20 protein-coding genes are annotated in these 24238 nt (G+C 68.0%); 13 read left to right on the top strand and 7 right to left on the bottom strand.

Annotated features, from left to right (window positions below):
* Genes folP through NF556_RS18690 form a run of 3 tightly spaced genes read left to right on the top strand, consistent with a single transcriptional unit; the run spans position 1 to position 2264 of the window.
* Positions 1-858, top strand: coding sequence for a dihydropteroate synthase (gene folP, locus NF556_RS18700; RefSeq protein ID WP_486651764.1), 858 nt, complete (start codon positions 1-3; stop codon positions 856-858).
* Positions 851-1744: a 2-amino-4-hydroxy-6-hydroxymethyldihydropteridine diphosphokinase gene (gene folK, locus NF556_RS18695; RefSeq protein WP_252592702.1), complete on the top strand. Its 894-nt coding sequence runs from the start codon at positions 851-853 to the stop codon at positions 1742-1744. The genes folP and folK overlap by 8 nt, the downstream gene beginning before the upstream one ends.
* Positions 1737-2264, top strand: a complete 528-nt coding sequence (locus NF556_RS18690) for a DUF3180 family protein (protein ID WP_252592701.1) — start codon at positions 1737-1739, stop codon at positions 2262-2264. Before folK ends, NF556_RS18690 begins: the two co-directional genes overlap by 8 nt.
* Before the next feature lie 938 nt (positions 2265-3202).
* On the opposite strand, the gene NF556_RS18685 is transcribed toward NF556_RS18690, so the two are convergent.
* Both NF556_RS18685 and NF556_RS18680 read right to left on the bottom strand, forming a co-directional pair.
* Positions 3203-4357 carry an NADH-quinone oxidoreductase subunit D gene (locus NF556_RS18685; protein ID WP_252592700.1) on the bottom strand — a complete coding sequence of 385 codons (1155 nt, stop codon included), beginning with the start codon at positions 4355-4357 and terminating at the stop codon, positions 3203-3205.
* Between the two features lie 30 nt (positions 4358-4387).
* The gene (locus tag NF556_RS18680; RefSeq protein WP_252592699.1) at positions 4388-5359 is read right to left on the bottom strand and encodes an SAM-dependent methyltransferase; all 972 of its coding nucleotides are present in this window, start codon (positions 5357-5359) and stop codon (positions 4388-4390) included.
* Between the two features lie 152 nt (positions 5360-5511).
* On the opposite strand from NF556_RS18680, the gene NF556_RS18675 reads away from it, so the two are divergent.
* The 4 genes from NF556_RS18675 to NF556_RS18660 all read left to right on the top strand — a co-directional run bounded on the left by NF556_RS18675 (position 5512) and on the right by NF556_RS18660 (position 8391).
* Complete coding sequence (locus NF556_RS18675) at positions 5512-6069, top strand: methylated-DNA--[protein]-cysteine S-methyltransferase (protein WP_252592698.1); 558 nt, start codon at positions 5512-5514, stop codon at positions 6067-6069.
* Between the two features lie 63 nt (positions 6070-6132).
* A complete protein-coding gene (gene lysS / locus NF556_RS18670; RefSeq protein WP_252592697.1) occupies positions 6133-7653 on the top strand; it encodes a lysine--tRNA ligase in 1521 nt (506 codons plus the stop codon).
* Position 7654: 1 nt separating this feature from the next.
* The gene (locus NF556_RS18665; protein WP_252592696.1) at positions 7655-7849 is read left to right on the top strand and encodes a lysyl-tRNA synthetase; all 195 of its coding nucleotides are present in this window, start codon (positions 7655-7657) and stop codon (positions 7847-7849) included.
* 209 nt (positions 7850-8058) lie between these two features.
* A complete protein-coding gene (locus NF556_RS18660) occupies positions 8059-8391 on the top strand; it encodes a histone-like nucleoid-structuring protein Lsr2 (protein ID WP_252592695.1) in 333 nt (110 codons plus the stop codon).
* A gap of 85 nt (positions 8392-8476) precedes the next feature.
* On the opposite strand, the gene ligD (NF556_RS18655) is transcribed toward NF556_RS18660, so the two are convergent.
* Entirely contained in the window at positions 8477-9337 is an 861-nt protein-coding gene (gene ligD / locus NF556_RS18655; protein WP_252592694.1) for a non-homologous end-joining DNA ligase, read from the bottom strand.
* Positions 9337-10308 (bottom strand): non-homologous end-joining DNA ligase, encoded by a 972-nt coding sequence (gene ligD / locus NF556_RS18650; protein WP_252592693.1) that lies wholly within the window; start codon positions 10306-10308, stop codon positions 9337-9339. The genes ligD (NF556_RS18655) and ligD (NF556_RS18650) overlap by 1 nt, the downstream gene beginning before the upstream one ends.
* Before the next feature lie 17 nt (positions 10309-10325).
* Between ligD (NF556_RS18650) and ku the strand changes: the two genes are divergently transcribed.
* A complete protein-coding gene (gene ku / locus NF556_RS18645; protein WP_252592692.1) occupies positions 10326-11303 on the top strand; it encodes a non-homologous end joining protein Ku in 978 nt (325 codons plus the stop codon).
* Positions 11304-11315: 12 nt separating this feature from the next.
* Here the strand turns inward: ku and NF556_RS18640 are convergent, their stop codons facing one another.
* The gene (locus NF556_RS18640; RefSeq protein WP_252592691.1) at positions 11316-11990 is read right to left on the bottom strand and encodes a hypothetical protein; all 675 of its coding nucleotides are present in this window, start codon (positions 11988-11990) and stop codon (positions 11316-11318) included.
* Positions 11991-12284: 294 nt separating this feature from the next.
* Here NF556_RS18640 and NF556_RS18635 point away from each other — a divergent pair, with 294 nt between their 5' ends.
* The 5 genes from NF556_RS18635 (at position 12285) to NF556_RS18615 (ending at position 22185) form a co-directional block, all read left to right on the top strand.
* Entirely contained in the window at positions 12285-14825 is a 2541-nt protein-coding gene (locus tag NF556_RS18635; protein WP_252592690.1) for an ATP-dependent Clp protease ATP-binding subunit, read from the top strand.
* Positions 14826-14910: 85 nt separating this feature from the next.
* Complete coding sequence (locus NF556_RS18630) at positions 14911-16014, top strand: lipid II:glycine glycyltransferase FemX (RefSeq protein ID WP_252592689.1); 1104 nt, start codon at positions 14911-14913, stop codon at positions 16012-16014.
* 239 nt (positions 16015-16253) lie between these two features.
* Complete coding sequence (locus NF556_RS18625; protein ID WP_252592688.1) at positions 16254-16832, top strand: winged helix-turn-helix domain-containing protein; 579 nt, start codon at positions 16254-16256, stop codon at positions 16830-16832.
* A gap of 270 nt (positions 16833-17102) precedes the next feature.
* Entirely contained in the window at positions 17103-21428 is a 4326-nt protein-coding gene (locus NF556_RS18620; protein WP_252592687.1) for a S8 family serine peptidase, read from the top strand.
* 214 nt (positions 21429-21642) lie between these two features.
* Complete coding sequence (locus NF556_RS18615; RefSeq protein WP_252592686.1) at positions 21643-22185, top strand: winged helix-turn-helix domain-containing protein; 543 nt, start codon at positions 21643-21645, stop codon at positions 22183-22185.
* 61 nt (positions 22186-22246) lie between these two features.
* Here NF556_RS18615 and NF556_RS18610 read toward each other — a convergent pair whose 3' ends face one another.
* Positions 22247-23137, bottom strand: a complete 891-nt coding sequence (locus NF556_RS18610) for an HhH-GPD family protein (protein ID WP_289781764.1) — start codon at positions 23135-23137, stop codon at positions 22247-22249.
* Entirely contained in the window at positions 23134-24210 is a 1077-nt protein-coding gene (gene disA, locus NF556_RS18605; protein WP_252592685.1) for a DNA integrity scanning diadenylate cyclase DisA, read from the bottom strand. Before disA ends, NF556_RS18610 begins: the two co-directional genes overlap by 4 nt.
* Between the last annotated feature and the right edge of the window lie 28 nt (positions 24211-24238).

Genomic DNA, 24238 nt, shown 5'->3' with positions numbered 1-24238 from the left:
GTGACGCCCGCTCTGCACACCCCAGGCTCCCGCCCGCTGATCATGGGCGTGGTCAACGTGACCCCCGACTCGTTCAGTGACGGCGGCCGCTGGTTCGAACCGGCCGCCGCGATCGAGCACGGCACCCTCCTGCTGGAGCAGGGCGCCGATCTGCTCGACATCGGCGGTGAGTCGACCCGTCCCGGTGCGGCCCGCCCCACCGAGGCAGAGGAGCTGGACCGAGTCATCGGGGTCGTGCGTGCTCTCGCCGACCAGGGTGCCCGGATCTCGGTGGACACCATGCGCTCGCGGGTGGCCGCGGAGGCACTGGAGGCTGGTGCCCAGTTGATCAACGACGTGTCCGGTGGGCTGGCCGACCCCGGCATGGCTGGCTTTGTCGCCTCCGCCGGCGTGCCCTTCGTGGCGATGCACTGGCGCGCCCACTCAGCGCAGATGGACCTCGAGGCGCAGTATGCCGATGTGCTGGCTGAGGTGGTTGCCGAGCTGGAGCAGCGGGTCGCCGGACTGCTCGAGGCGGGGGTCGCCTCGGAGTCGATCATCCTCGACCCAGGGTTTGGGTTCAGCAAGGACGCCGGACACAACTGGGAGTTGCTCGCCGGCATCGAGGCGGTGATCGCGATGGGTCACCCGGTCCTGGTCGGCACCTCCCGCAAGCGGTTCCTCGGACGACTCGACACTGCCGCCGGCCCCGATGCCGAGCCGACCCCACCGAGCGAGCGGGACGCCGCGACCGCCGCGACCAGCCTGCTGGCGGCCCAGGCGGGTGCCTGGGCGGTGCGGGTCCACGACGTGCCCAGCACCCGCGACGCCCTGGCGGTCTGGGAGCACGTGCAGGCGGCCGGAGGTTCCGGTGCCTGACGCCCACCCAGCCACTCACCGGCCGGACCGGATCACGCTGACGGGTGTGACGGCATACGGCCATCACGGGGTGCTGGCCCGTGAGAAGGCCGACGGCCAGGAGTTCGGCGTCGACATCGTCCTTGAGGTCGACCTCTCCCGGGCGGCGGCCAGCGACGACCTGGCCCACACCGTCAACTATGCCGAGGTCGCGGCCGACGCCGTCGCGATCCTGCAGGGCCCGAGCCAGGACCTCATCGAGACGGTGGTCGCGCAGATCGCCGACGCGGCCCTCGCCCGGCCGCTGGTGGAGGCGGTCGAGGTCACGCTGCACAAGCCGCACGCCCCCGTTGGGGTGCCCTTCGGCGACGTGACCGTGCAGGTGCGCCGGGAGCGCGACGTGCCGGTCGTGATCGCGCTCGGCGCCAACCTCGGCACGGACCCTGCCGACACCCTGGAGCGCGCGGCCGAGCGGTTGGGCTCGCTGCCCGGGCTGCGCGAGGTCGTGCTCTCCCCGCTCTTTGAGACCGACCCGGTGGGTGGTCCGGAGCAACCCGCCTATGCCAACGCGATCGTGGTGGCGCGCACCTCGCTCGCGCCGTGGCGGCTGCTCGCGGCGCTGCACGCGGTCGAGGCTGACTTCGGGCGCACCCGTGAGATCCGTTGGGGCGCACGCACTCTCGACCTGGACCTGATCCAGGTGGGGGTGCCAGGGGAGGCCTCCGAGGCCGTGAGTGATGACACCGATCTGATGCTGCCGCACCCCCGCGCTCACGAGCGGGGCTTCGTGCTGGTGCCCTGGCACGCCGTCGACGCGGCCGCCGTGCTGCGGGTGGGTCAGCGAGTCGTCCCCGTGGCTGATCTGCTGGACGACGTGCGGGACCAGGGGGTGCGCGCCCGTGGCTGAGCAGTCCTCCGGTGTGCGGTCCTCGGCGGTCGTGCTGGTCGCGATCGTCTCGACGGTTGTCTGCGTGCTCCTGCTGCGTGGGTGGCAGTCCCTGGGCAATGGGGTGCCGGATGTGCCGTGGATCGCCATCGCCCCGCTCGGCCTGCTGATCCTGCTGGTGCTGGTCAGTGGCTGGCAGGTCCGGCGCTATGCACGCTTCCGGCGCACGGAGGACAAGACCGCGAAGGCGCCGCAGCGGATCTCCCCGGAGCGCTCCCGTGGCACCCTGGTCGCTGCCCAGGCTGCCGCCCTCGGTGGTGGTGCGCTCATTGGGTGGTATCTCGCGATTGCGCTGCTGCGCCTCCCCAACGCCGATGTGCTCTCGGTGCGTGACCAGGCGATCCGCGCGGCGGTCTGTGCCGGGGTCGCGCTGGTGCTCGCGCTGGCCGGTCTGCTGGCGCAGCACTGGTGTCGACTGCCTCCGGGAGAGAACGACGACGATGACGACGAGCCCCCGCGCGGGATCTCCTACGTCTCCTGAGGGTTGACGTTACGGTGCGTCATTTCACGCCTTGACTTTCTTTTCAGGCGGGGGTAACGTCCGGAACCACTCATCGACAAAGGAGTCACAATGAGGAATGTCTGGGCAAGGACCACCGTGATTGGTGCCCTGGTGGGGTGTTGATGTCAATGGCTGGAGCGAGTCACGCGACCGCTTTCTGTAAGCGGTCCTACGAGATTCCATGGTGGAGCACCCAGCAGGTCTACACCGAAGCTTCGCTGAGATGGCTCGATATCCCCTACGTGGTCTGCTACTACTAAGTGATGCGGACTGGACGAGTCGCCGTCAGCGGGTTGCTCATTGCCGCGCTGACCGGGTGCTCTGTGGGTGGCGCATCAGATGGCGACCAGGGGTCGAGTGCGCCCGGTGGCGCGGCAGGTGAGACCGGCTATGCCTCGAGCGACGAGGCGTTGGCCGACCTCGCGGAAATGTACGAGATTCAGGACCCCCCAGTGGTTGAGCCAATTCGGCACATTGCTCCAGCGGAGTCCAAAACTCTGATTGATGAGTGCATGACGGATCGTGGCTGGCCAGTTGTGGACGGTCATATACAATTCACGTCTGAACAACGCGACTCACTGAACATGGATAGCTATATCTGTGCTGCGCAGTATCCCATTCGGCCAGAATATCTTCAGCCGTTGGACGGGGCGGCGTGGGGGCGGATCTATGATTATTGGGTGAATGAGGCTCTGCCCTGTCTGGAGTCTGAGGGTCTGACGGTGAATGAACCACCGTCGCGAGAGACGTTCGTGGAGCGGCGTGCGTGGACGCCGGACAGTGACCAGGTTCGGGACCAGGTCAGGGACCGGGTGAGGCAGGGTGAATATCCCGACATCGAGCACGTGTTCACGGAGGTCTGCCCAGTTTCTCCGCCGGAGGAGGTGCAGCTCGGGTCCTGAGCCGAGACAACTGACCTATTTGTCGATGTCGCCCACGACGAAGAACGTCGAGCCGAGGATCGCGACCATGTCGCCGATCAGGGCTCCGGGCAGCAGCTCGGAGAGCACCTGCACGTTGTTGAACGAGGCGGACCGCAGTTTGAGCCGCCACGGGACCTTGTCGCCGCGGCTGACCAGGTAATAGCCGTTGAGGCCCAGCGGGTTCTCGGTCGCGAAGTAGTGCTCACCCTCGGGCACGCGCAGGACCTTGGGCAGCTTGACGTCGATCGGGCCGTCGGGCAGCCCCCGCAGCACCTCGGTGCAGCGCTCGGCGAGGTCGAGGCTGACCTGCACCTGCTCCAACAGCAGCTCGAGGCGCGCATAGCAGTCACCGGCGGTGCGCGTGACCACCCGGCCCGGTCCGTCGGGCCCGAACAGCTCGCCGTAGGCGAGATAGGGCTCGTCGCGCCGCAGGTCCACGTCCACCCCAGCGGCCCGGGCGATCGGTCCGGACACGCCAAACTGACGCACCTGTTCGGGCGTGAGGACACCCACCCCGACGGTGCGGCCGCGCAGGATCGGGTTGTCGACCAGCATCGCCTCGAGGTCTGGCATCCGGCGGCGCACGGCGGCCACGGCCTCGTCGACCCGGCCCAGCCAGCCCTCGGGGATGTCCTCGCGCAAGCCGCCGATGCGAGCGATCATGTAGTGCATCCGCCCGCCGGAGATCTCCTCCATGACGGCCTGCAGTTCCTCGCGCTCGCGGAACGCATAGAACATCGGCGTGATCGCGCCCAGCTCGAGCGGGTAGGAGCCCAGGAACATCAGGTGGTTGAGCACCCGGTTGAGCTCGGCCAGCAGCGTGCGGGTCCAGGTCGCGCGCTCTGGCACCTCCATGCCGAGCAGGTGCTCGACGGTCAGCGCGACGCCGATCTCGTTGCTGAAGGCGGACAGCCAGTCGTGCCGGTTGGCCAGCACCATGATCTGGCGATAGTCGCGCACCTCAAAGAGCTTCTCGGCCCCCCGGTGCATATAGCCCACGATCGGCTCGGCCGCGACGATCCGCTCGCCGTCGACGGTGATCCGCAGGCGCAGCACGCCGTGCGTCGCCGGGTGCTGTGGGCCGATGTTGAGCACCATCTCGGTGGTCGTCAGGCCAGCGGTCCCCAGACCGACGTCGAGTTCCCTCATGCGCAGTTCCTGTGTGGCACGCTGCCCACGCTAGCCGAGGACCCCGCCGCCGCGGAGCGTCGTGGCCCACCAGAAGTCGCCGAGTCCTCCCGATCGGGTCAGCGTCGCCAGGGCGTTGGCCCGGCTCAGTGCCTCCAGGTATGCCGTGGGCTGGCTTCCCGAGAGCTCGTGCGGCGGCAGCGTGGGTCGGCCGAGCAGGTCGTGCAGTGTCTCCCGCTGGGTGCGCAGGACGTCGGCACCGAGCGAGTCGATCGCCACGTGGGCGGTGAGATCGCAGGAGCCGTCCGGGACCGGCGGCACCTGCGTGCCGTCGCGATAGCCGGTGAGCGTGCCGTCGGTGGGGCGCGTCGCTGCCGTGTGGCCATAGTCGACGACCAGCACCAGCCCGTGGTCCACGCGCGAGAGCAGGTCGGCGTGCGCGCTGTCCCGGGGGAGCCCGACCTCGGCGCGGCTCACGTGGACAGGCACGTGATGATCCAGCCAGGCGAGGTCTGCTCCGGTCACCACGGGGCCGGTCTGTTCTGCTCCCGCGGGGTCCACGAGCACGTGGTGCCAGGTGCCGTCGGTCTCGCGGGTCACCACCGGGCAGGGCACGACGTCGAGCCACTCGTGGGCCACGACCAGGGTGTCGGTGAGACCGGTGAGCTCGTCGGGCAACCGGGCACCGCCGGGGGAGCGGAGCCAGCCGATGTCGTCCGGCAGGTGGGCTGGACGGTCGACGATGTCGACGCCGGCGAGTTCGGTGTCTTGCTGGACCGTGGCGAGGGCCGTGAGCAGTTCTCCGCGCCCGGCGGCGATCTCAACGATGCGGGTCAGTCCGTGGCGGCTGGCGAGCTCTAGCAGGGCCTGCGCCAGCAGCGTGCCGGTCGCGCCGAGGCCCTGGGCGGACGTCGCGAAGTGCTCGGCCGGGGCCGACTGTCGATAGAAGCCAGCGGGGCCATAGAGCGCGTGCTGCCACGCCTCGTCCCACCGCTGCCAGCCCACGAGCCAAGTCTCCCCCATGCTGGGGAGCCAGGCGTGCGGTTCCCACCCAATTTTGAGGGAGGTCTCGTACGCCTCACCCGCCTTTTCAGGGAGGTCTCGTACGCCTCACCCGCATTCTCAGGGAGGTTTCGTACGGCTGCACTGTCTGTGCCCGGGTGCACCATGGAGTCATGCAGACACCGGCTCCCGGCGTGCCCTGGCGTGAGCCGGGCGAGCGCAACACGCACCACGTGGTGGTGGACAGCCCGATTGATGAGCTGACGCTGATCAGCGACGGCGCGGCGCTCACTGGTGCCTATATGGCCGTCCACAGGCACACCGACCGCACCGGTTGGGGTGCCCGGGTGGGTCTGCAGGACCCAGCCACACCGGCGGTGCTGGTCGAGGCGGCACGCCAGCTGTCGGCATACTTCGCCGGCGAGCTGACCGGGTTTGACCTGCCGCTCGCGCCGCGGGGCACTGACTTCCAGCGGCTCGTGTGGGCCCAGTTGCTGCAGATCGACTTTGGCAGCACCAGCAGCTATGGAGCGCTGGCCACCCGACTCGGCAACCCCGGAGCGTCGCGGGCTGTCGGTCTGGCCAACGGACGCAACCCCATCTCGATCATCGTGCCGTGCCACCGCGTGATCGGGGCCTCGGGCCAGCTCACGGGCTATGGCGGCGGGATCGAGCGCAAGCGGACCCTGCTCGCGCTGGAGGAGCGGGTGAGCGGGCTCGCGCTCTGGTGAGGTGCGTCATGAGCGGCGGCGGCTGACTCGGGGACAAGGCACTGGGCTGGGTAGTCTGGAGCGGTGACTGACACCCCCACCCCCGGCCCCGAGACCACGACGGACGAGCACGCCAGCGACGTCCCCGAGCAGGTCCTGGTGCGCACCGCCAAGCGGGCCCAGCTCCTGGCGGATGGCGGCGAGCCCTATCCGGCGCACGTCCCGATCACCCACACGGTCGGGCAGGTGCGTGAGCAGTGGGGACACCTGGAGACGGGCGAGGAGACCACCGACGAGGTCGGCGTGTCCGGGCGAGTGGTCTTCGTGCGCAACACCGGCAAGCTGTGTTTCGCCTCCATCCAGTCCGGAGACGGCACCCGTCTCCAGCTGATGCTCAGCCTCGCCGAGATCGGCGAGGACTCCCTGGCCGCGTGGAAGGCCCTCGTCGACCTGGGGGACCACGTCTTCGTGCACGGCCGGGTGATCTCCAGCCGTCGCGGCGAGCTCTCGGTCATGGCCACCTCCTGGCAGATGGCGAGCAAGGCGCTGCGGCCGCTGCCGGTGCTGCACAAGGACCTGTCCGAGGAGCAACGCGTCCGCCGCCGCTATGTCGACCTGATCGTGCGCGATGAGGCCCGTCAGATGGTGCTGAGCCGGGCCGCGGTGATCCGGGCGATCCGCTCGGTGATGGAGGCCGACGGCTATGTCGAGATTGAGACCCCGGTGTTGCAGACGGTCCACGGCGGTGCCACCGCCCGGCCATTCCACACGCATCTGAATGCCTTTGATCTGCCGATGACCATGCGCATTGCGCTGGAGTTGTATCTCAAGAGGGCTGTTGTCGGCGGCATTGAGCGGGTCTATGAGATCGGCCGGGTCTTCCGCAATGAGGGGATCGACTCCACGCACAGCCCGGAGTTCACGATGCTCGAGGCCTATCAGGCTTATGGCGACCAGGAGACCATGGCCGACATCACACGGCGGATGATCCTGGCCGCGGCAGATGCTGTGGGGTCACGTCAGATTCAGACTCCTCGCGGTGTCGTGGATCTCGACGGTGAGTGGCGTTGGTTGCCGTTCTATGACGCAGTATCCGCCGAGGTCGGGACAGCTATTGATGTTGAAACCGACATCACCACGTTGGCGCAGATCGCTGCCGACCGCGGTGTGTCGATCGATCCCGCGTGGGACGGGCCCAAGATCGCCCTGGAGTTGTTTGACGAATTGGTGGAGCCCACGATCCTGGCGCCGACCTTTGTCTGTGACTATCCGGCGGCGGCGCAGCCGTTGGCGCGACAGCACCGGACCAAGCCGGGTTTGATCGAGGCCTGGGATCTCGTGATTGCCGGCACCGAGCGCGGCACCGCCTTCACCGAGTTGATCGACCCAGTGATCCAGCGGGAGCGTCTGACTCAGCAGTCATTGCTTGCGGCACAGGGAGACCCGGAGGCCATGCAGCTCGATGAGGACTTCCTGCAGGCACTGGAGCACGCAGCGCCGCCGATGGGCGGCCTCGGCATCGGGGTCGACCGCATCCTGATGCTCCTGATGGGTGTCGGCATTCGTGAGACCATTTTGTTCCCCTTTGTGAAACCGGAGGCATGAGATGGCACTGTGGGACACCGTGTGGCCGATCCTTGCGGCCCTGATCCCCTCCGCGGGCCTGCTCTTCCTGTTCTTCTTCATTCTCAAGCGCATCCTTGAAGCGGACCGGCGGGAACGTGCGGCGGAGCGAAAGTGGGATGCTGAGCGCGCAGCACTCAGGGACAATGCGCGCGAGCACCCAGTCAATCAGGACTGATTCACCCCGCGCCACCGCCGGTATTCGTGGTCGCCTGCGGCCCCTACAGCATTGTGGTGTGCGCAACCTGTGAGGTTCAAACCTGACGCTCGACGGATGACTCCTGGCGTTGTTCAGTAACAATAGTTTTGCAATGCTGCTATCTTTACGTCTAGATTGAATGGGTCGTGCAAAAGACGGCCGACAACTCAGGCAACGAAGGAGAGCGCATGGCCCAGCGAGTGCAAGTGATTCTGGTTGACGACCTGGATGGTGGCGAGGCGACCGAGACGGTCGAGTTTGCCCTTGATGGCGTGACCTACGAGTTGGATCTGTCCAACGCCAACGCAGCCCAGCTGCGCGACAGCTTTGCTCAGTGGATCGGTGTTGCTCGTCGCTCCGGTGGCCGTCGTCAGACGCGGCGCCGAGCCGGTGGCGGTTCGGGCGCCTCGCGTGATGAGCTCGCCAGGATGCGCGAGTGGGGCCGGGACAACGGCTTCAAGGTCAGCGACCGTGGCCGTGTCTCCAAGGAGCTGCAGGACGCCTTCGCGGCGGCCAACTGACGCAAGCACCGCACGTCAGACGCAACCGGCTCGGATCCCCTGGGGTCCGAGCCGGTTTGCTGTCTCACAACAGCGGTTTGCTGTCTCACAACAGGTCGTGGAACGGGACCTGCGCGAGGACGCTGTTTCCTGACGCCGCGTCCGCGACCTCGTCCCAGGTGCGCGGCGCGGCCGCATTGGGTCGCTCCCGGCCGCGCAGCGACCACGGCGCGATGGTGGTCTTGGCGGCATTGTTCTGCGACCAGTCCAGGAAGATCTTGCCGCCCCGCTTGGCCTTGGTCATCTGCCACAGCACCAGGTCCGGGTGCTGCTCGGTGAGTTGCTGGGCCAGGGCCTTGGTCACCGCGCTCACCTCATCAGAGGTGCGCACGCCGTCCAGCTCGGCATAGAGCTGCATGCCCTTGCTGCCGCTGGTGACCGGACGAGACTCCAGCCCCACCGTCGCCAGGCGTTCCTGCACCAGCAGGGCCACGCGGGCGCACTCGGTGAGTCCGGCACCGGGGCCCGGGTCGAGGTCGATGACGAGGCGGTCCGGGGGCAACGGCGTGCCCTCCTCATCGACCCGCCACTGGGGCACGTGCAGCTCCAGGGAGCCGAGGTTGACCAGATAGACCAGGGCCGCCAGGTCGCTCACGAGCGGATAGGTCACGGTCGCCCGACCGGAGCGCGAGCCGTGCCCGGTGATGGTCACCCGAGGCAACCAGTCCGGCACCCCGCTGGGCACGTTCTTCTCAAAGAAGCTCTCGCCACCCACGCCGTGTGGCCACCGGATGCGGGTCACCGGCCGGTCCGCAAGCTCGGGGAGCAGCCGGTCAGCGATCTGGACGTAGTAGTTGAGCACCTCACCCTTGGTGGTGCCGGTGCTCGGATAGAGGATCTTGTCCAGGCTGCTCACCCGCAGCGTCCGGCCCGCCACGTGCACGCTCTGCACCTCACCGGTGGCCATCAGTCCTCCTCCTGTGTCGTGGGGGCCAGGTCCCGTGGCGTCAGATCACTGCGCCACCCCTTGTAGGCCGGCTGCCGCAGACGCCCGCCAGCCGTCGTCCCGAGCGAGGCAACCTCCACGATCAGCTGCGGTGCCAGCCACGTCGCACCCGCCCGGTCCGGACCGGGCACGTCGTCGACGAACGGGTTCGGCCCCGTGGGGACCTGCGCGATGAGCTCGGCGAGCCGGTCCCCGTTCTTGCCGGCCAGGCCACTGCCGACGCGCCCGCGGAAGGTCAGCCCGCCGTCCCCGCCGTCGCTGACGGGCAGGCCCACCAACACGGCGCCGAGCCGGGATCGGCCGGTCTCTGGCCGCCACCCGCCGACCACCAGGCTCTGGGTGGCCCGGTGCGGGAACTTCAGCCAGTCCGCGCTGCGCACGCCGGGTTGATAGGTGCTCGACGTCCGCTTGCTGACGACCCCCTCGAGCCCCTGCTCAGCCGTGGCGCGCCACAGACCCGGCCCATCGGCATACTGCGGGGAGACCTGCCAACGGGCCCGGTCCGGGAGGATGTCCTCCAGCGCCGAGCGGCGAGCGGACCAGGGGAGCGGGGTCAGGTCCAGTCCGTCGAGACCGACCAGGTCAAAGGCGAGGTATGTCGTGGGGCGGGTGCCGGCGAGCAGGCGCGCCTTAGCCGCGGACGTGGTGTGGACCCGCTCGACGAGCTGACTGAAGGACGGCAGGCCGTCGACGAAGGTGACGGCCTCACCGTCCAGGATGAGGTCGTGCCCCAGGTCGGCCAGCCCCGCGAGCTCCGGGAAGGCGACGGTGACGTCGCGCTCGCTGCGGGTGCTCAGTCGCAGGTTGCCGTCGCGGACCGAGGCGATCAACCGGATGCCGTCCCACTTGATCTCGTGGACCCAGTCCTCGCCCTCGGGGACCACTGCACGCGCGGCGGTGGCCGGGCCCGGGGTGGCGAGCATGGGTCTCATGGGTCCATCCTGTAACAGTGAGAGCGATCTGGAAGGGTGCCGTGTCGTTCGGGCTGGTGAATGTGCCGGTCCGCCTCTATTCGGCGACCGAGAACCATGACCTGAGCTTCCACCAGGTGCGCCGTTCCGACGGCAGCCGGATCCGCTACAAGCGGGTCGCACAGGCGGACGGTGAGGAGGTGCCCTACAAGGAGATCGCCAAGGCCTATGAGACCGAGGACGGCAAGTCGGTGATCCTGACCGACGAGGACTTCGCCTCCCTGCCCAACCGCTCCAGCAAGGAGATCGCCGTCGAGCGGTTCGTGCCGATGGAGCAGATCGACCCGATCCTCTACGACAAGGCCTATTACATCGAGCCCGACGCCATGGGGGCCAAGGCCTATGGCCTGCTGCGCGAGGCGCTGCGCGAGAGCGAGCGGGTGGCGGTCGTGACCGTGTCGGTGCGCACCCGGATGACGATGGCGGTGCTGCGGGTGATCGAGGAGGCCATCGTCCTGCAGACCCTGCTGTGGCCCGACGAGGTCCGCGACTCCGGCCAGCTCAACAACCTCGATGAGGTCACCGAGCCCAAGGACTCCGAGGTCGCGATGGCGCGCATGCTCGTCGACTCGATGGCTGGTGACTTCGAGCTCGAGGAGCACGAGGACGACTATCAGGTCGCGGTCGAGGCCCTGGTGAAGTCCAAGATCGAGGGCGGCGACGTCACCGAGTCCCCGGACCAGGACGAGGAGGAGGACACCGGCGAGGTCGTGGACCTGCTCGCCGCCCTGCAACGCAGCGTCGACCGCGCCAAGTCCTCGCGGGGAGAGAGCTCAGACAAGGAGTCCGACGAGCCCTCGAAGGGGACCACCAAGAAGGCTGCGACCAAGAAGGCCCCGGCCCAGAAGGCCGGTGCGAAGAAGACCGCAGCCAAGAGCACAGCGAAGAAGAGCACGGCCAAGAAGGCGACCGCCAAGAAGTCGGCCAGCAAGCCCGCTGCCAAGAAGGCCGGCTGACCGCCGCCCAACTCAGGGTGCGGTCGTGGTCTCCGCGTCGTCGCCGGGAGCCTGCGTCTGCTGACCCTGGTCGATCGGGTGGATCTTGCTCGGGCTGCAGCCATAGCCCTGGTCCATCTCCTTGACCATGCGGGTCAGCGGCTCGAACAGCGATGCGGTGGTGGCCCCGTCGGTGTCCAGCGGGGCGCGGATCACGAAGACATAGGGCACCTCCGCATCGTCCTCAGCGCCGTTGGCCTCGGCCTTGCAGGGGACGACCGAGACCCCGAGGGTGTCGGCGAAGTAGGAGACTCCCAGGTGCTCTGGCCCGGCCGTGTAGCCCTCGATGGCCTGGACCTCGGCGAGGCGCTCATCGGCCAGGCCCGGGATGTTGCGGTGCATCGACAGGCTCATCGCCACCTCGCTTTCCCCATCGTCGGTGGGCACGAGGACATCGCACTGGTATTCGTCGGCGGTGGCGAGCACCTCGACCTCGCGGGCCACGTCCGCGCGCCCATCGGTGGCGGCGTCGACCGACTCGCTCTCGATCAGGCGGCAGAACCAGTCCGGGTCGGCGGGGGCGGCGCCCTCCGTGGTCGGTGCGGCGCCGGAGGACGTGTCCGGCTCATCGTCCCCAGAGGTGCAGCCGGCCAGTGCCGTGGCGGCGAGCAGGACGAGGGACAGGGCGGCCGTGGTGCGACGCTGCATGCGGTTTGACTCCTTGTCGGCCAGGGCGGCCGTGGCGGGTGGTGCAGCAGGGATTATGAACCACCTTCCTGAGCGTTGAGCCAGTGTGAGCCCGACTCGACAGGTCCGCGGAGGGGCGTTGCCTTCCATCGGGGCTACGCCGAGGGCGAACAGGAGCCGCCAGGGGCCCCCTGTGTGGAACAGTGCTGCGCACGATCGCGTTGGGCTCAGCAGACGCAAGTAGCATCTGGGTATGGCGTTTGTGGCGGTGATCGCCAGCAGACCGTCTGCCCGGATCGATTGTCAGGAGTGACGATGTTCGAACGGTTTACCGACCGCGCCCGCCGAGTGGTGGTGCTCGCGCAAGAAGAAGCGCGGATGCTCAACCACAACTACATCGGCACTGAGCACATCCTGCTCGGCCTCATCCACGAGGGAGAAGGGGTCGCCGCCAAAGCGCTGGAGACCCTTGACATCTCGCTGGACGCTGTCCGCGAGCAGGTGCAGGAGATCATCGGCCAGGGCCAGCAGTCGCCCACCGGCCACATCCCCTTCACGCCCCGTGCCAAGAAGGTCCTTGAGCTGAGCCTGCGTGAGGGTCTGCAGCTCGGCCACAACTACATCGGCACCGAGCACATCCTGCTCGGCCTCATCCGCGAGGGTGAGGGCGTTGCCGCCCAGGTGCTGATCAAGCTCGGCGCCGACCTCAACCGGGTGCGCCAACAGGTCATCCAGCTGCTGTCTGGCTATCAGGGCAAGGAGGCCGCGACCGCTGGCGTCGGTGCTGGCGCTCAGGAGGGCACGCCCGCTGGCTCCCTGGTCCTCGACCAGTTCGGTCGCAACCTGACCCAGGCCGCCCGCGAGGGCAAGCTCGACCCCGTCATCGGTCGCAACTCAGAGATCGAGCGGGTCATGCAGGTGCTGTCTCGCCGGACCAAGAACAACCCGGTCCTCATCGGTGAGCCCGGCGTCGGCAAGACGGCCGTCGTCGAGGGGCTGGCCAGCGACATCGTGCGCGGCGAGGTGCCCGAGACGCTGAAGGACAAGCAGCTCTACACCCTCGACCTCGGCTCGCTGGTGGCTGGCTCCCGCTATCGCGGTGACTTCGAGGAGCGCCTCAAGAAGGTGCTCAAGGAGATCCGCACCCGCGGCGACATCATCCTGTTCATCGACGAGATCCACACCCTCGTCGGGGCAGGAGCCGCCGAGGGCGCGATCGACGCCGCCAGCATCCTCAAGCCGATGCTGGCCCGCGGCGAGCTGCAGACCATCGGTGCCACCACCCTGGACGAATACCGCAAGCACATCGAGAAGGACGCCGCGCTCGAGCGCCGCTTCCAGCCGATCCAGGTCAACGAGCCGACCCTGAGCCACGCCATCGAGATCCTCAAGGGTCTGCGGGACCGTTATGAGGCGCACCACCGCGTCTCGATCACCGACGGTGCCCTGGTCGCAGCGGCAACGATGGCCGACCGCTACGTCAACGACCGCTACCTTCCGGACAAGGCGATCGACCTGATCGACGAGGCCGGTGCCCGGTTGCGGATCCGCCGGATGACCGCCCCGCCGGACCTGCGGGAGTTTGACGAGAAGATCTCGCACGCCAAGCGCGAGAAGGAGTCGGCGATCGACGCCCAGGACTTCGAGAAGGCCGCCCGCCTGCGCGACGAGGAGCACAAGCTCACCCAGGCGCGGGCCGAGCGGGAGAAGGAGTGGAAGTCCGGCGACATGGACGTCGTGGCCGAGGTCGACGAGGAATTGATCGCTGAGGTCCTGGCCGCGGCGACCGGCATCCCCGTGATCAAGCTGAGCGAGGAGGAGTCCAGCCGACTGCTCAACATGGAGGACGAGCTGCACAAGCGGATCGTCGGCATGAACGAGGCCATCGGCGCGCTCTCCCAGGCGATCCGGCGCACCCGCGCCGGCCTGAAGGACCCCCGCCGTCCGGGTGGTTCGTTCATCTTCGCCGGCCCCACGGGCGTCGGCAAGACCGAGCTCGCCAAGACGCTGGCGGAGTTCCTGTTCGGCGACGAGGACGCGCTGATCACCCTGGACATGTCCGAATACTCCGAGAAGCACACCGTCTCGCGGATGTTCGGCTCGCCCCCCGGCTATGTCGGCTACGAAGAGGGTGGGCAGCTGACCGAGAAGGTCCGCCGCAAGCCATTCTCAGTGGTGCTCTTCGACGAGGTCGAGAAGGCCCACCCGGACATCTTCAACAGCCTGTTGCAGATCCTGGAGGACGGCCGTCTGACCGACGCCCAGGGGCGCGTGGTGGACTTCAAGAACACCGTCATCATCATGACGACCAACTTGGGCACCCGGGACATCGCCAAGGGCGTCTCGTTGGGCTTCTCCGGCGGCAACGACGGCAGCAGCGACTACGAGCGCATGAAGAACAAGGTGACGGACGAGCTCAAGCAGCACTTCCGCCCCGAGTTCCTCAACCGTGTCGACGACACGATCGTCTTCCCGCAGCTCTCGCAGGACGAGATCGTCCAGATCGTCGACCTGATGGTCGCCAGCCTGGACGAGCGCCTCAAGGACAAGGACATGGGCATCGAGCTCACGCCCACGGCCAAGAAGCTGCTCGCCCTGAAGGGCTACGACCCAGTGCTGGGCGCCCGGCCGCTGCGTCGTGCCATCCAGCGCGAGATCGAGGACGCGTTGTCCGAGAAGATCCTCTACGGCGAGCTGCAGCCCGGGCAGATTGTCCTGGTCGATGCGACCTCTGAGGACCGCACCGGTGAGTTCACCTTCACCGGCGAGGAGAAGTCGCAGACGCCAGACACCGTGCCCGTGGAGGCGAGCGGAGTCGGTGGCGGCGAGACCGGTCAGGCCGAGACCGGCTCCTGAGTCGACCCGTCAGAACAGACCACCCGCCGTGCCCTGGGCACGGCGGGTGGTCTGTTTCGCGGCTCGGATGACCTAGATTTGGGGGGTGCCCCTGCATCTCCACGAGTCCCATGACCCCCGCGCGTTCAATGCTGCTGTCGCAGCCCTCCCCCTGAGCAATCCGCTCCAGGGTTGGGGTTACGGCGAGGCACGTCGAGTCCTGGGACAACAACCTCGCCGGTTCCTGATCCGCAACGACCAGGGCAGCACGGTCGGAGCGTTGCAACTCCTCCGCAAACCCCTGGTGCCAGGGGTGAGCGTCCTCTATGCACCACGCGGGCCGGCGCTGGAGTCCCTCGACCTGCTGCCCGACCTGGCTGCCCCGCTGCGCACGCTGGCGCGGCGCACCGACGCCTATCTCAAGGTGGAGCCACCCAAGCCGGTCGAGGTGGGTCGACCGGATGACCTGATCACCGAGGACTTCGAGGCAGATCAGGCCACCATCCCCGAGTCCATCGGCCCGTTCCGACGCTCCCAGACCGAGCAGCCCGAGCACACCATCCTCGCCGACCTGAGCCTCAGCGAGGATGACATGTTCGCCGGCCTGCACAAGATGGCGCGGCGCAACGTGCGCACTGCCGACCGGATGGGCGTCGAGGCTGGCCGCGATGACGACTTCGAAGCGTTCTGGGAGATCTTCTCCGCCACCAACGAGCGCGCCCAGTTGGGGTCCTTCCCGCGCGCCTACTACGAGGCGCTGCGGGACGCGGGCAACCAGTTCGGCGGGGAGACCTACACCGTCCTGTCCCGGCACGAGGGCAAGGCGCTCGCAGGAGGCTTCTTCCTCGGCCTGGGTGACACCACGGCCTATCTGTATGGCGGCAGCATCCGGGACGAGCGGCCCCCGACCACCGGGGACAAGCGCAAGGACGCCAAGGCTCCCGACGCCTTCTACTGGAACGCGATGCTCGATGCCAAGGAGCACGGCTACGGCACCTTCGACTTCTGGGGCGTGCCGCGCCGACTCGATGAGTCCAAGCACTCTTTCGGCGTCTTCAAGATGAAGCTGAAGTTCAGCACGCACCGCGTGTGGTTCCCTGCCTACGACCTGCGACTGTCGCCGCTGGCCCAGCCCCTCGTCAAGGCGCTCCGCGTGCGCAAGGATCTGCTCAACAAGCGCACCCGCGGCACCACCGACGACATCCTCTGACGCCTCTGGTGACGCCCTCTGACGACGTCCTCTGACGACCTCCTCCGGGGGCTTGTCCCGGGGCCCCGTCCCGAAGCCCTGGGGACTGCTCTTGGTCGGGTTCCTGGCACGAGGACCCCAATCCTTGGCCATCCTTCGGTCAATTCTGCGCCAAGCCCCTTGCCCTGTGCCGTTGACGTGCAGGTAAATAGAAGCCAACACCCAGGGAGACGGGTGGTGGGGCACGGGGAGGTGCACGCATGGAGCAAACAGTCCATGCTCCTGCGTCTGGACCCGTCCCTGAGCCAGAGCCCCTCGTCCTGATCGTCGCCGACACTGCGGAGCAGCGACTCGCGCTCAGCGCTGGCTTGCCGATCGAGACACCGATCCTTCTTGCCTCCGACATCACCGAGGCCCGCCGTGTGCTGGCCCGACTGCCCGGCGCCTCCGGGCGCGGACGACGGCAGCCGGGCCCACCCGGGGCGAGCGGCCCGCCGCGCGGCGGACGTCCACAGGAGTTGCCCCTGCGCCTTCGCGAGGACCGGCTCTCCCTGGCGGTGGCCGACCGCGAGGTCCAGCTCACCCGCCTGGAGTTTGCCCTCCTGCGCTATCTGGTCCCCCGCGCGGGACAGGTGGTGACTTTTGAGCAGCTCTCGCAGGTCGGGTGGCACACCGCCTATCTGGGCAATGGTGCCCACATGCATGCCGCCATCGGACGCCTGCGCACAAAGCTCGCCGAGCTCCGCGCCCCAGTGCTGCTGGAAGCAGTTCGTGGTCTCGGCTTCCGACTGGTCCAGCACCCACGCTCGGGTGCACCCAAGGAGGCGCTCGGCAGCTGACTGCTGACCCTCCATGCCGCCCGGACCGGGCGGTCATTTTGGCGTTGCTGCTCCAATTGCGTTGTCCGGCAGATGTTTACGTTGCCCATGGATTGCCCATGTGTTGTTGTTGTAGGACTCTCAGGGTTTTCCTAGGTTCGGTTGATAACCGGGGGTGATCCCTCGGTGTCACCCACCGTAAGAGGAGGAGTCGTGGCCGTACACGGACACCGTGCGCGCCGATGGCTGGCATCTATTGCCGGCGCATCGCTGATCGCATCGGGGTTAGGTATGAGCACTGCGAACGCTGACATGGGAACCCCAGGGGAACCCGTCAAGGCGGACGCCGATGTGAGCGAGGAGGTCACCGCCCAGATTGCTGAGAAGGGCGCTGCCGACTTCTGGGTGCGCTTTGATGCGCGTCCAGACATGTCGCAGTTCAAGGAGATCAAAGACTGGGACGCGCGCGGCAAGGCGGTCTTCAGTGCGCTGAACGACAGTGCAGCAGCAAGCCAGAAGGACATCCGCGCTCAGCTCGACGCTGACGGCGTGGAATACGAAGCGTTCTGGGCCACCAACGCGATCCGGATCAACAGTGGTGATGAGTCTCTCGTCAACTCGCTGGCGGCGGACAGTGGTGTCGAGGGGATTTACCCGACGACGACCTATGAAGCGCCCGAACTGGTGGAGGGCGAGCGCGAGATGGCTCCGTCCGCCCTGGAGTGGGGCGTCGAGGACATCAACGCCAACGACGTCTGGGACACCTTCGGGGTTCACGGCGAGGGCATCGTGGTCGGCAACATCGACACGGGTGTGCAGTATGACCACCCGGCGCTGGTGAACCAGTACCGCGGCAACAACGGCGATGGCAGCTTCACCCACGACTACAACTGGTATGACGCCGCCGGCACCTCGCCGGACGAGCCCGTTGACACCAATGGCCACGGCTCCCACACGATGGGCACCATGGTCGGCGACGACGGTGGCGAGAACCAGATCGGTGTCGCACCGGGAGCCACCTGGATCGCAGCGAACGGTTGCTGCCCCACCGACCAGGCTCTGATCGACTCCGGCCAGTGGATGCTGGCCCCGACCAAGCTGGATGGCTCCGAGCCGGACACGTCCAAGCGCCCCCACGTGATCAACAACTCCTGGGGCACCACGGCACCGAGCAACGACCCCTTCATGGAGGACGTGATCGAGGCCTGGGATGCCGCGGGCATCTTCAGCATGTGGGCCAACGGCAACAGCGGTCCTGCCTGTAACACCTCGGGTGCCCCGGGCAGCCGGATCATCACCTACTCCGTCGGCAACTACACCTCGAGTCACGCGATCGCGAACAGCTCGGGCAAGGGCGCGGGCCAGGACGGCGAGATCAAGCCCAACATCTCCGCCCCCGGCAGCAACGTGCGCTCCTCTGTCCCGGGTGGTGGCTACGCCAACTACACCGGCACGTCGATGGCCGCCCCGCACGCCGCGGGCGCTGTCGCACTGCTGTGGTCTGCGGCCCCCGGACTCGTCGGTGACATCGAGGGCACGCGTGCCCTCTTCGATGGCACCGCCATCGACACCGATGACACCTCGTGTGGCGGCACCGCCGCGGACAACAACGTCTTCGGCGAGGGCCGTCTGGACGCACTGGCGCTGGTTGAGGCCGCTCCGACCGGTGACACCGGCACCCTGAACGGTGCAGTCACCGACGCTGAGACCGGCGACGCCCTGGCGGGCGCCTCCATCGAGGCCGTAGGCCCGATCGAGCGCTCCATGGTCACCGACGACGAGGGCAACTACTCCGCTCTGGTCACCGCCGGCGACTACGAGGTCACCGCGAGCATGTTTGGTTATGGCACCGAGACCGCCGACGCCACCGTCACTGCAGGGGGCGAGGTCGCTGTTGACTTCGCACTCGAGGCGATGCCGTCTGCGACCGTCTCCGGCACCGTCACCGACGGCTCCGGTCACGGCTGGCCGCTGTATGCCAAGGTCAGCGTGGCAGGGACCGACCTGTCCAGCTACACCGACCCGGCAACCGGCGCCTACTCCGTCGACCTGCCCACGGGCGCGACCTACACCCTGGAGTTCCAGGCGCAGTACCCCGGCTATGTCACGCAGACCGTCGAGGTCACGGTGGACGGCGCACAGACCGCCGACGCCGCGATCGAGGTCAACACCGAGACCTGCACCGCCCCGGGCTACGCCCACAACTCGGACGGAGTCGTCGAGAACTTCGACAGCGAGGCACTCCCCGAGGGGTGGACCGTCACTGACGAGGCCGGCACCGAGCAGGTGTGGGCGTTCGACAACCCCGGCGCACGCGACAACCTGACCGGCGGGTCCGACGGTTTCGCGATCGCTGACAGCGACGAGGCTGGCAGTGGTGGCGTCCAGGACACGACCCTGGTGAGCCCCGTGGTCGACATGAGTGACCTGGCCGAGCCGGTCATCGGTTACAAGCACGACTACAACGCCTTCCTCGGCTCTGGCGAGTTCGGCAACGTGGACCTGTCCATCGACGGTGGAGCCACCTGGGAGACCCTGGAGACCTACACCGCGGACTCCCGTGGTGAGGTCGTCGTGCCGGTTCCGGCTGCGGCTGGCCAGTCCGAGGTCCAGGTCCGCTTTCACTACTCCGCGAGCTACGACTACTGGTGGCAGGTTGACGACGTCTTCGTCGGCAACCGCACCTGTGACCCGGCGATCGCCGGCGGCTACGTCGTGGGCACCGTTGCGGGCACCGAGAGCGGTGAGGGCATCGTCGGCGCGACGGTGACCAGCGTCGAGGCTCCTGAGGAGTCCGGCACCACCGTTGCCACCCCGGATGACGAGAACCTGGGTGACGGCTTCTACTGGATCTTCTCGACGCTGACCGGTGCGCACGACTTTGAGGCCACCGCCCGCAACTTCGAGAGCATGACCCAGAGCGTGGACGTTGCCGCTGACGGCGCCGTCCGTGCCGACTTCACCCTCGGCTCCGGCTTTGTGGAGATCGACCCCACGACGATCACCACCTATCTGCAGCTGGGTGACGCCATCACCGACACGCTCACCATCACCAACTCCGGTTCGGGAGCTGCCGAGGTGCAGCTGTCCGAGGTCGGCGGTGACTTCGAGATCCTGCGGGCCAACGGCCAGAAGGACCTGATGAGCGAGATGCACGAGGCGCAGGGCGCACCGCTGCAGGAGATCGAGGCTGAGGTCTCGTTCGCGCAGCAGGCGAACTCGATGATGGGTTCGGCCGGCGAGCCGGCCGCCCGTGGCGTCGCTGCCGACCCGTGGACGGACCTGACGCAGTTGGGTTCGGTCAACATGGACGGCCGTGCGGTCAACCTGGACGGCACCTGGTATCTCATCGGTGGTGGCTCTGGCTCGGCGTCGTATGACACCGTGCAGCGCTACGACGAGGCCGAGATGACCTGGACCGAGGTCGCACCCCTGCCGAGCGCGCGCAACGCGGTCACCACGGGTGTCGTCAACGGACAGATCGTCGTCTCGGGCGGTTGGGTCGCGGCCGGCACCACTGGCGAGACCTTCGTCTATGACGAGGGTGCTGACAGCTGGACCGAGGTTGCCGAGAACCCCGTGGCGGTCTCCGCCGCAGGCCAGGCAGTTGCGGACGGCAAGCTGTACTCCGTCGGTGGCTGCTCGACCGCGAACTGCACGCCGATGGTGAACTCGGTCACCGCGTATGACGCGGCGAGCGACACCTGGGAGACCCTGGCCGACTACCCGGAGTCGGTGGCCTTCGCCTCCTGCGCCGGCATCGGCGGCGAGGTCTTCTGCACCGGTGGCAACAGCGGTGCGGCCGGCACGGCCGCGTCGTATGTCTACAGCCCGGACTCGGACAGCTGGACCGCTATCGCGGACGCTCCGGCTGACACCTGGGCCAGCCAGTACACCGCTGCCAACGGCATGCTCGTTGTCAACGGTGGTGTGCAGGGTGGCACCATCACCAACGCCACCTTCGCCTACGACCCCGCGACGGAGGAGTGGACTGACCTGCCCAACTCCAACACCGCGGTCTACCGTGGCGCGATGGCGTGTGGTGTGGGCAAGTTCGGTGGCTCGTCGGGCAACTTCAACGCCACGCCCGACGCTGAGTACCTGCCCGGGTTCGATGACTGTGGCGCCGCTGGCGCTGACATCACGTGGCTCTCGCTGAGCGCCACCGAGGTCGTCGTGCCCGCCGGTGAGAGCGTCGAGGTTGACGTCACCACCGACGGCAACGTCGCCCAGCCGGGTGTCTACACCGCCGGCATCAAGGTGAGCACCAACACCCCGCAGTCCTTCGACACCATCCCGGTGACGATGAACGTCAGCCCGCCCCGTCCCTGGGGCAAGCTGATGGGCAACGTCTCGGGCACGGACTGCGACAGTGCAACGGTCGCCATCGAGGGTGCCACGGTCGACATCACCCCGAAGCGCGGTGACCACCCGGGTTGGGTGCTCGCCACCGACGCCGAGGGTGACTACGCCACCTGGGTCAACACCCAGAACACCAAGGGTGGCGTGCAGATGATCGCCGCCAAGGATGGGTGGCGCCCGAAGTTTGCTGAGACGAACCCCAAGCGTGGCGGGGTCCGTTCGGTGGACTTCAACCTCCCGAAGATCGGGTGCTGATCACTCACTGAGGATCACCTGACGGACGGCCCCGTCCGGAGCACACGCTCCGGGCGGGGCCGCTCTCTCTTCCCTCGCGGACAACACTGCGAACGCGGTGCATCTCGCACGTACTTTTTCGTTAAAGCCTTGTTCAAGATCGTTGCTTTACCAGCGGGTACGCGGAAGGTTAGTCGAGGACCGCGATGGCCGCGGCGGGGCAAGGAGCAGGTGCATGACCCAGACAGCAGCAACGGAGCCGCGTCACGATCTTCAGGCATCCCGGTCAGCTCCGTTAGTTGTTCTGGTGGCCCCCACCGTGCAGGAGCGCAACGCCCTGTTATCCCAGTTGGACCCCACCGCTTCGGTGCTCGTGGTCCCCTCTGTCGAGGTGGCCCAGAGCCTCATGGGGTCGCGCCAGGCGCCACCTGTGGGCGTCAAGCCCCGCAGCGTGCCCGCGGGTGAACGGCCAGCCGCCCCCGGGGTGCGCATCCACGAGGACCGCCGGGCCGTGCGCTTCGGCTCCGTCGAGGTGACGTTGACGCCCCTGGAGTTCTCGCTCCTGCGCCGCCTGATCAACGAGCCGGGCCGTGTCTGGCGCTTCGACGAGATCGTGCGCGAGGTCTGGGGCACCGATCACCTGGGCGACGCGAGTCAGGTCCACGCCGTGGTCAAGCGCTTGCGAGCCAAGCTCGCCAGGAAGGGCGCGCCGGTCGTCATCGAGGCCGTGCGGGGCGTTGGCTTCCGCGCCGTGCGGCCTGAGGCGCGCACCGCCTGACACGGCGTCCTGACACAGCGTCACGGGCAGCGGCTCGCGACGAGTCGGTGCTGCGGGGTGTCTAGCCGCCCGGCAGCTGGATGTGACCGGAGCCGATCCGCTCCACGAGGCCGTCGTCGAGCAAACCTTGCAACGATCGGGCGAACTGCTCGGCGTCCGGCCACAGTGCCCGCAGTTCCTCGACAGCAAGGGAGCCCGGAGCCTCCCGGAGCGCCCCAACCACCCGGCCGCGACACTGCCGGTCGGTGCCGGCCCAGGCCTGTCCGCGGCGCGGCGGTCCGGCATACGGTGGCGAGCCCGCGGCGACCCAGGCGCAGGCGTCGCGAATCGGGCAACGCTCGCAGTCGGGTGAGCGTGCCGTGCACACCAGCGCGCCGAGCTCCATGACCGCGATGTTCCACCGGGCCGCGATGTCCGGGTCGGTCGGCAGCAGGCGCTCGGCCAGGCGCATCTCCACGGCGGTCAACGACTGCGCTGGCAGGGCCTCGCCGGTGACGGCACGGGCCTGGACCCGGCGCACGTTGGTGTCGACGACAGCAGACCGGATGCCGAAGGCGAAGGCCCCGACGGCTGCGGCCGTGTAGGTCCCGACGCCGGGGAGGGCGAGCAGTGCCCCGAGATCAGCCGGCACGATCCCGTCATGCTCCTGCGTCAGGGTGAGCGCGCACGCGTGCAGCCGCAGTGCCCGGCGCGGATAACCCAGCCGGCCCCAGGCCCGGACCGCTTCCCCCGGTGTCTCGGCGGCCAGGTCGGCGGGCTCGGGCCACCGGGCGAGCCACTCACGCCACACCGGCTCGACCCGGGCCACCGGTGTCTGTTGGAGCATCACCTCGGAGACGAGCACGCCCCAGGGCGAGCAGTCGGCACGGCGCCAGGGCAGGTCGCGAGCATGCTCGGCATACCAGTCCAGCAGGGGAGTGCGGATGCCGTGGGAGTCGGTGGCGGCGCTCACACGTAGCGTTCGAGGATGCTCGACTCGGCCAGCCGGGACAGGCCCTCGCGCACGGCTCGAGCCCGCCCCTCGCCGACGCCATCGACCGTCATCAGGTCCTCGAGGCTGGCCGACAGCAGGGCCTGCAGAGACTCGAAGCGGTCGACCAGCCGGTCGATGACCACAGCCGGCAGTCGGGGGATGCGGGAGAGCAGGCGATAGCCGCGGGGGCTGACGCTGGCGTCCAGCCCGTCGCCGACCACGGTGAAGCCGAGGCACTTGGCCGAGGACGTGAGGTCGAGCAGGTCGGTGCCGCTGATCGAGGACAGGCAGTCGAGCACGGCCTGCACGGACGGCTCGTCGGAGATGTCCTCGGCGTAGTCGCGGATCACCAGCTCACGATCATTGCCCAGGCCGCCGGTGAGCTCCTCGAGCTGCAGGTTCATCAGCCGCCCGTCAGTGCCCAGCTCCAGGGCATACTGCGCGATCTCCTCACTGATCCGGCGCACCATCTCCAGGCGCTGCAGGACGGCGGTGACATCCCGGATCGTCACCAGGTCCTCGATCTCCAGGGCCGACAGGCTGCTGTTGACCTCATCCAGGCGGGACTTGTAGCGCTCCAGGGTCTGCAGGGCCTGGTTGGCCCGGGACAAGATTGCGGTCGAGGCCTCGAGGACGTGGCGCAGCCCGCCGACATAGATGGCCACGATGGCCATGGACTGGCTGACCGAGACCACTGGCAGCCCGGTCTGCTTGGCCACGCGCTCAGCAGTCCGGTGTCGGGTGCCGCTCTCGCGGGTCTCGATGGTGGGGTCGGGCACCAACTGCGTCGCGGCGCGCACGATGCGGGAGCCGTCCCGCTCCAGGACGATCGCGCCGTCCATCTTGGCGAGCTCACGCAGACGGGTGCTGGAGAACTCGATGTCCAGCTCGAAGCCACCCGAGCAGATCGCCTCGATCGTCTTGTCATAGCCGAGCACCACCAGGGCGCCGGTCTGGCCTCTCAGGACCCGCTCGAGGCCGTCTCGCAACTCGGTGCCGGGAGCCACTGCGGCAAGCGTCGAGCGCAAGGACTCCTCATCACTGCGCTCCACCTGATGCTCCGTCCGTGCCTGGGCTGAC

It is taken from the genome of Ornithinimicrobium faecis, from assembly GCF_023923225.1.
Lineage (GTDB): Bacteria > Actinomycetota > Actinomycetes > Actinomycetales > Dermatophilaceae > Ornithinicoccus > Ornithinicoccus faecis.
The sequence above is the reverse complement of the archived record's forward strand: the minus strand, read 5'-3'. Positions and strand labels throughout refer to the sequence as shown.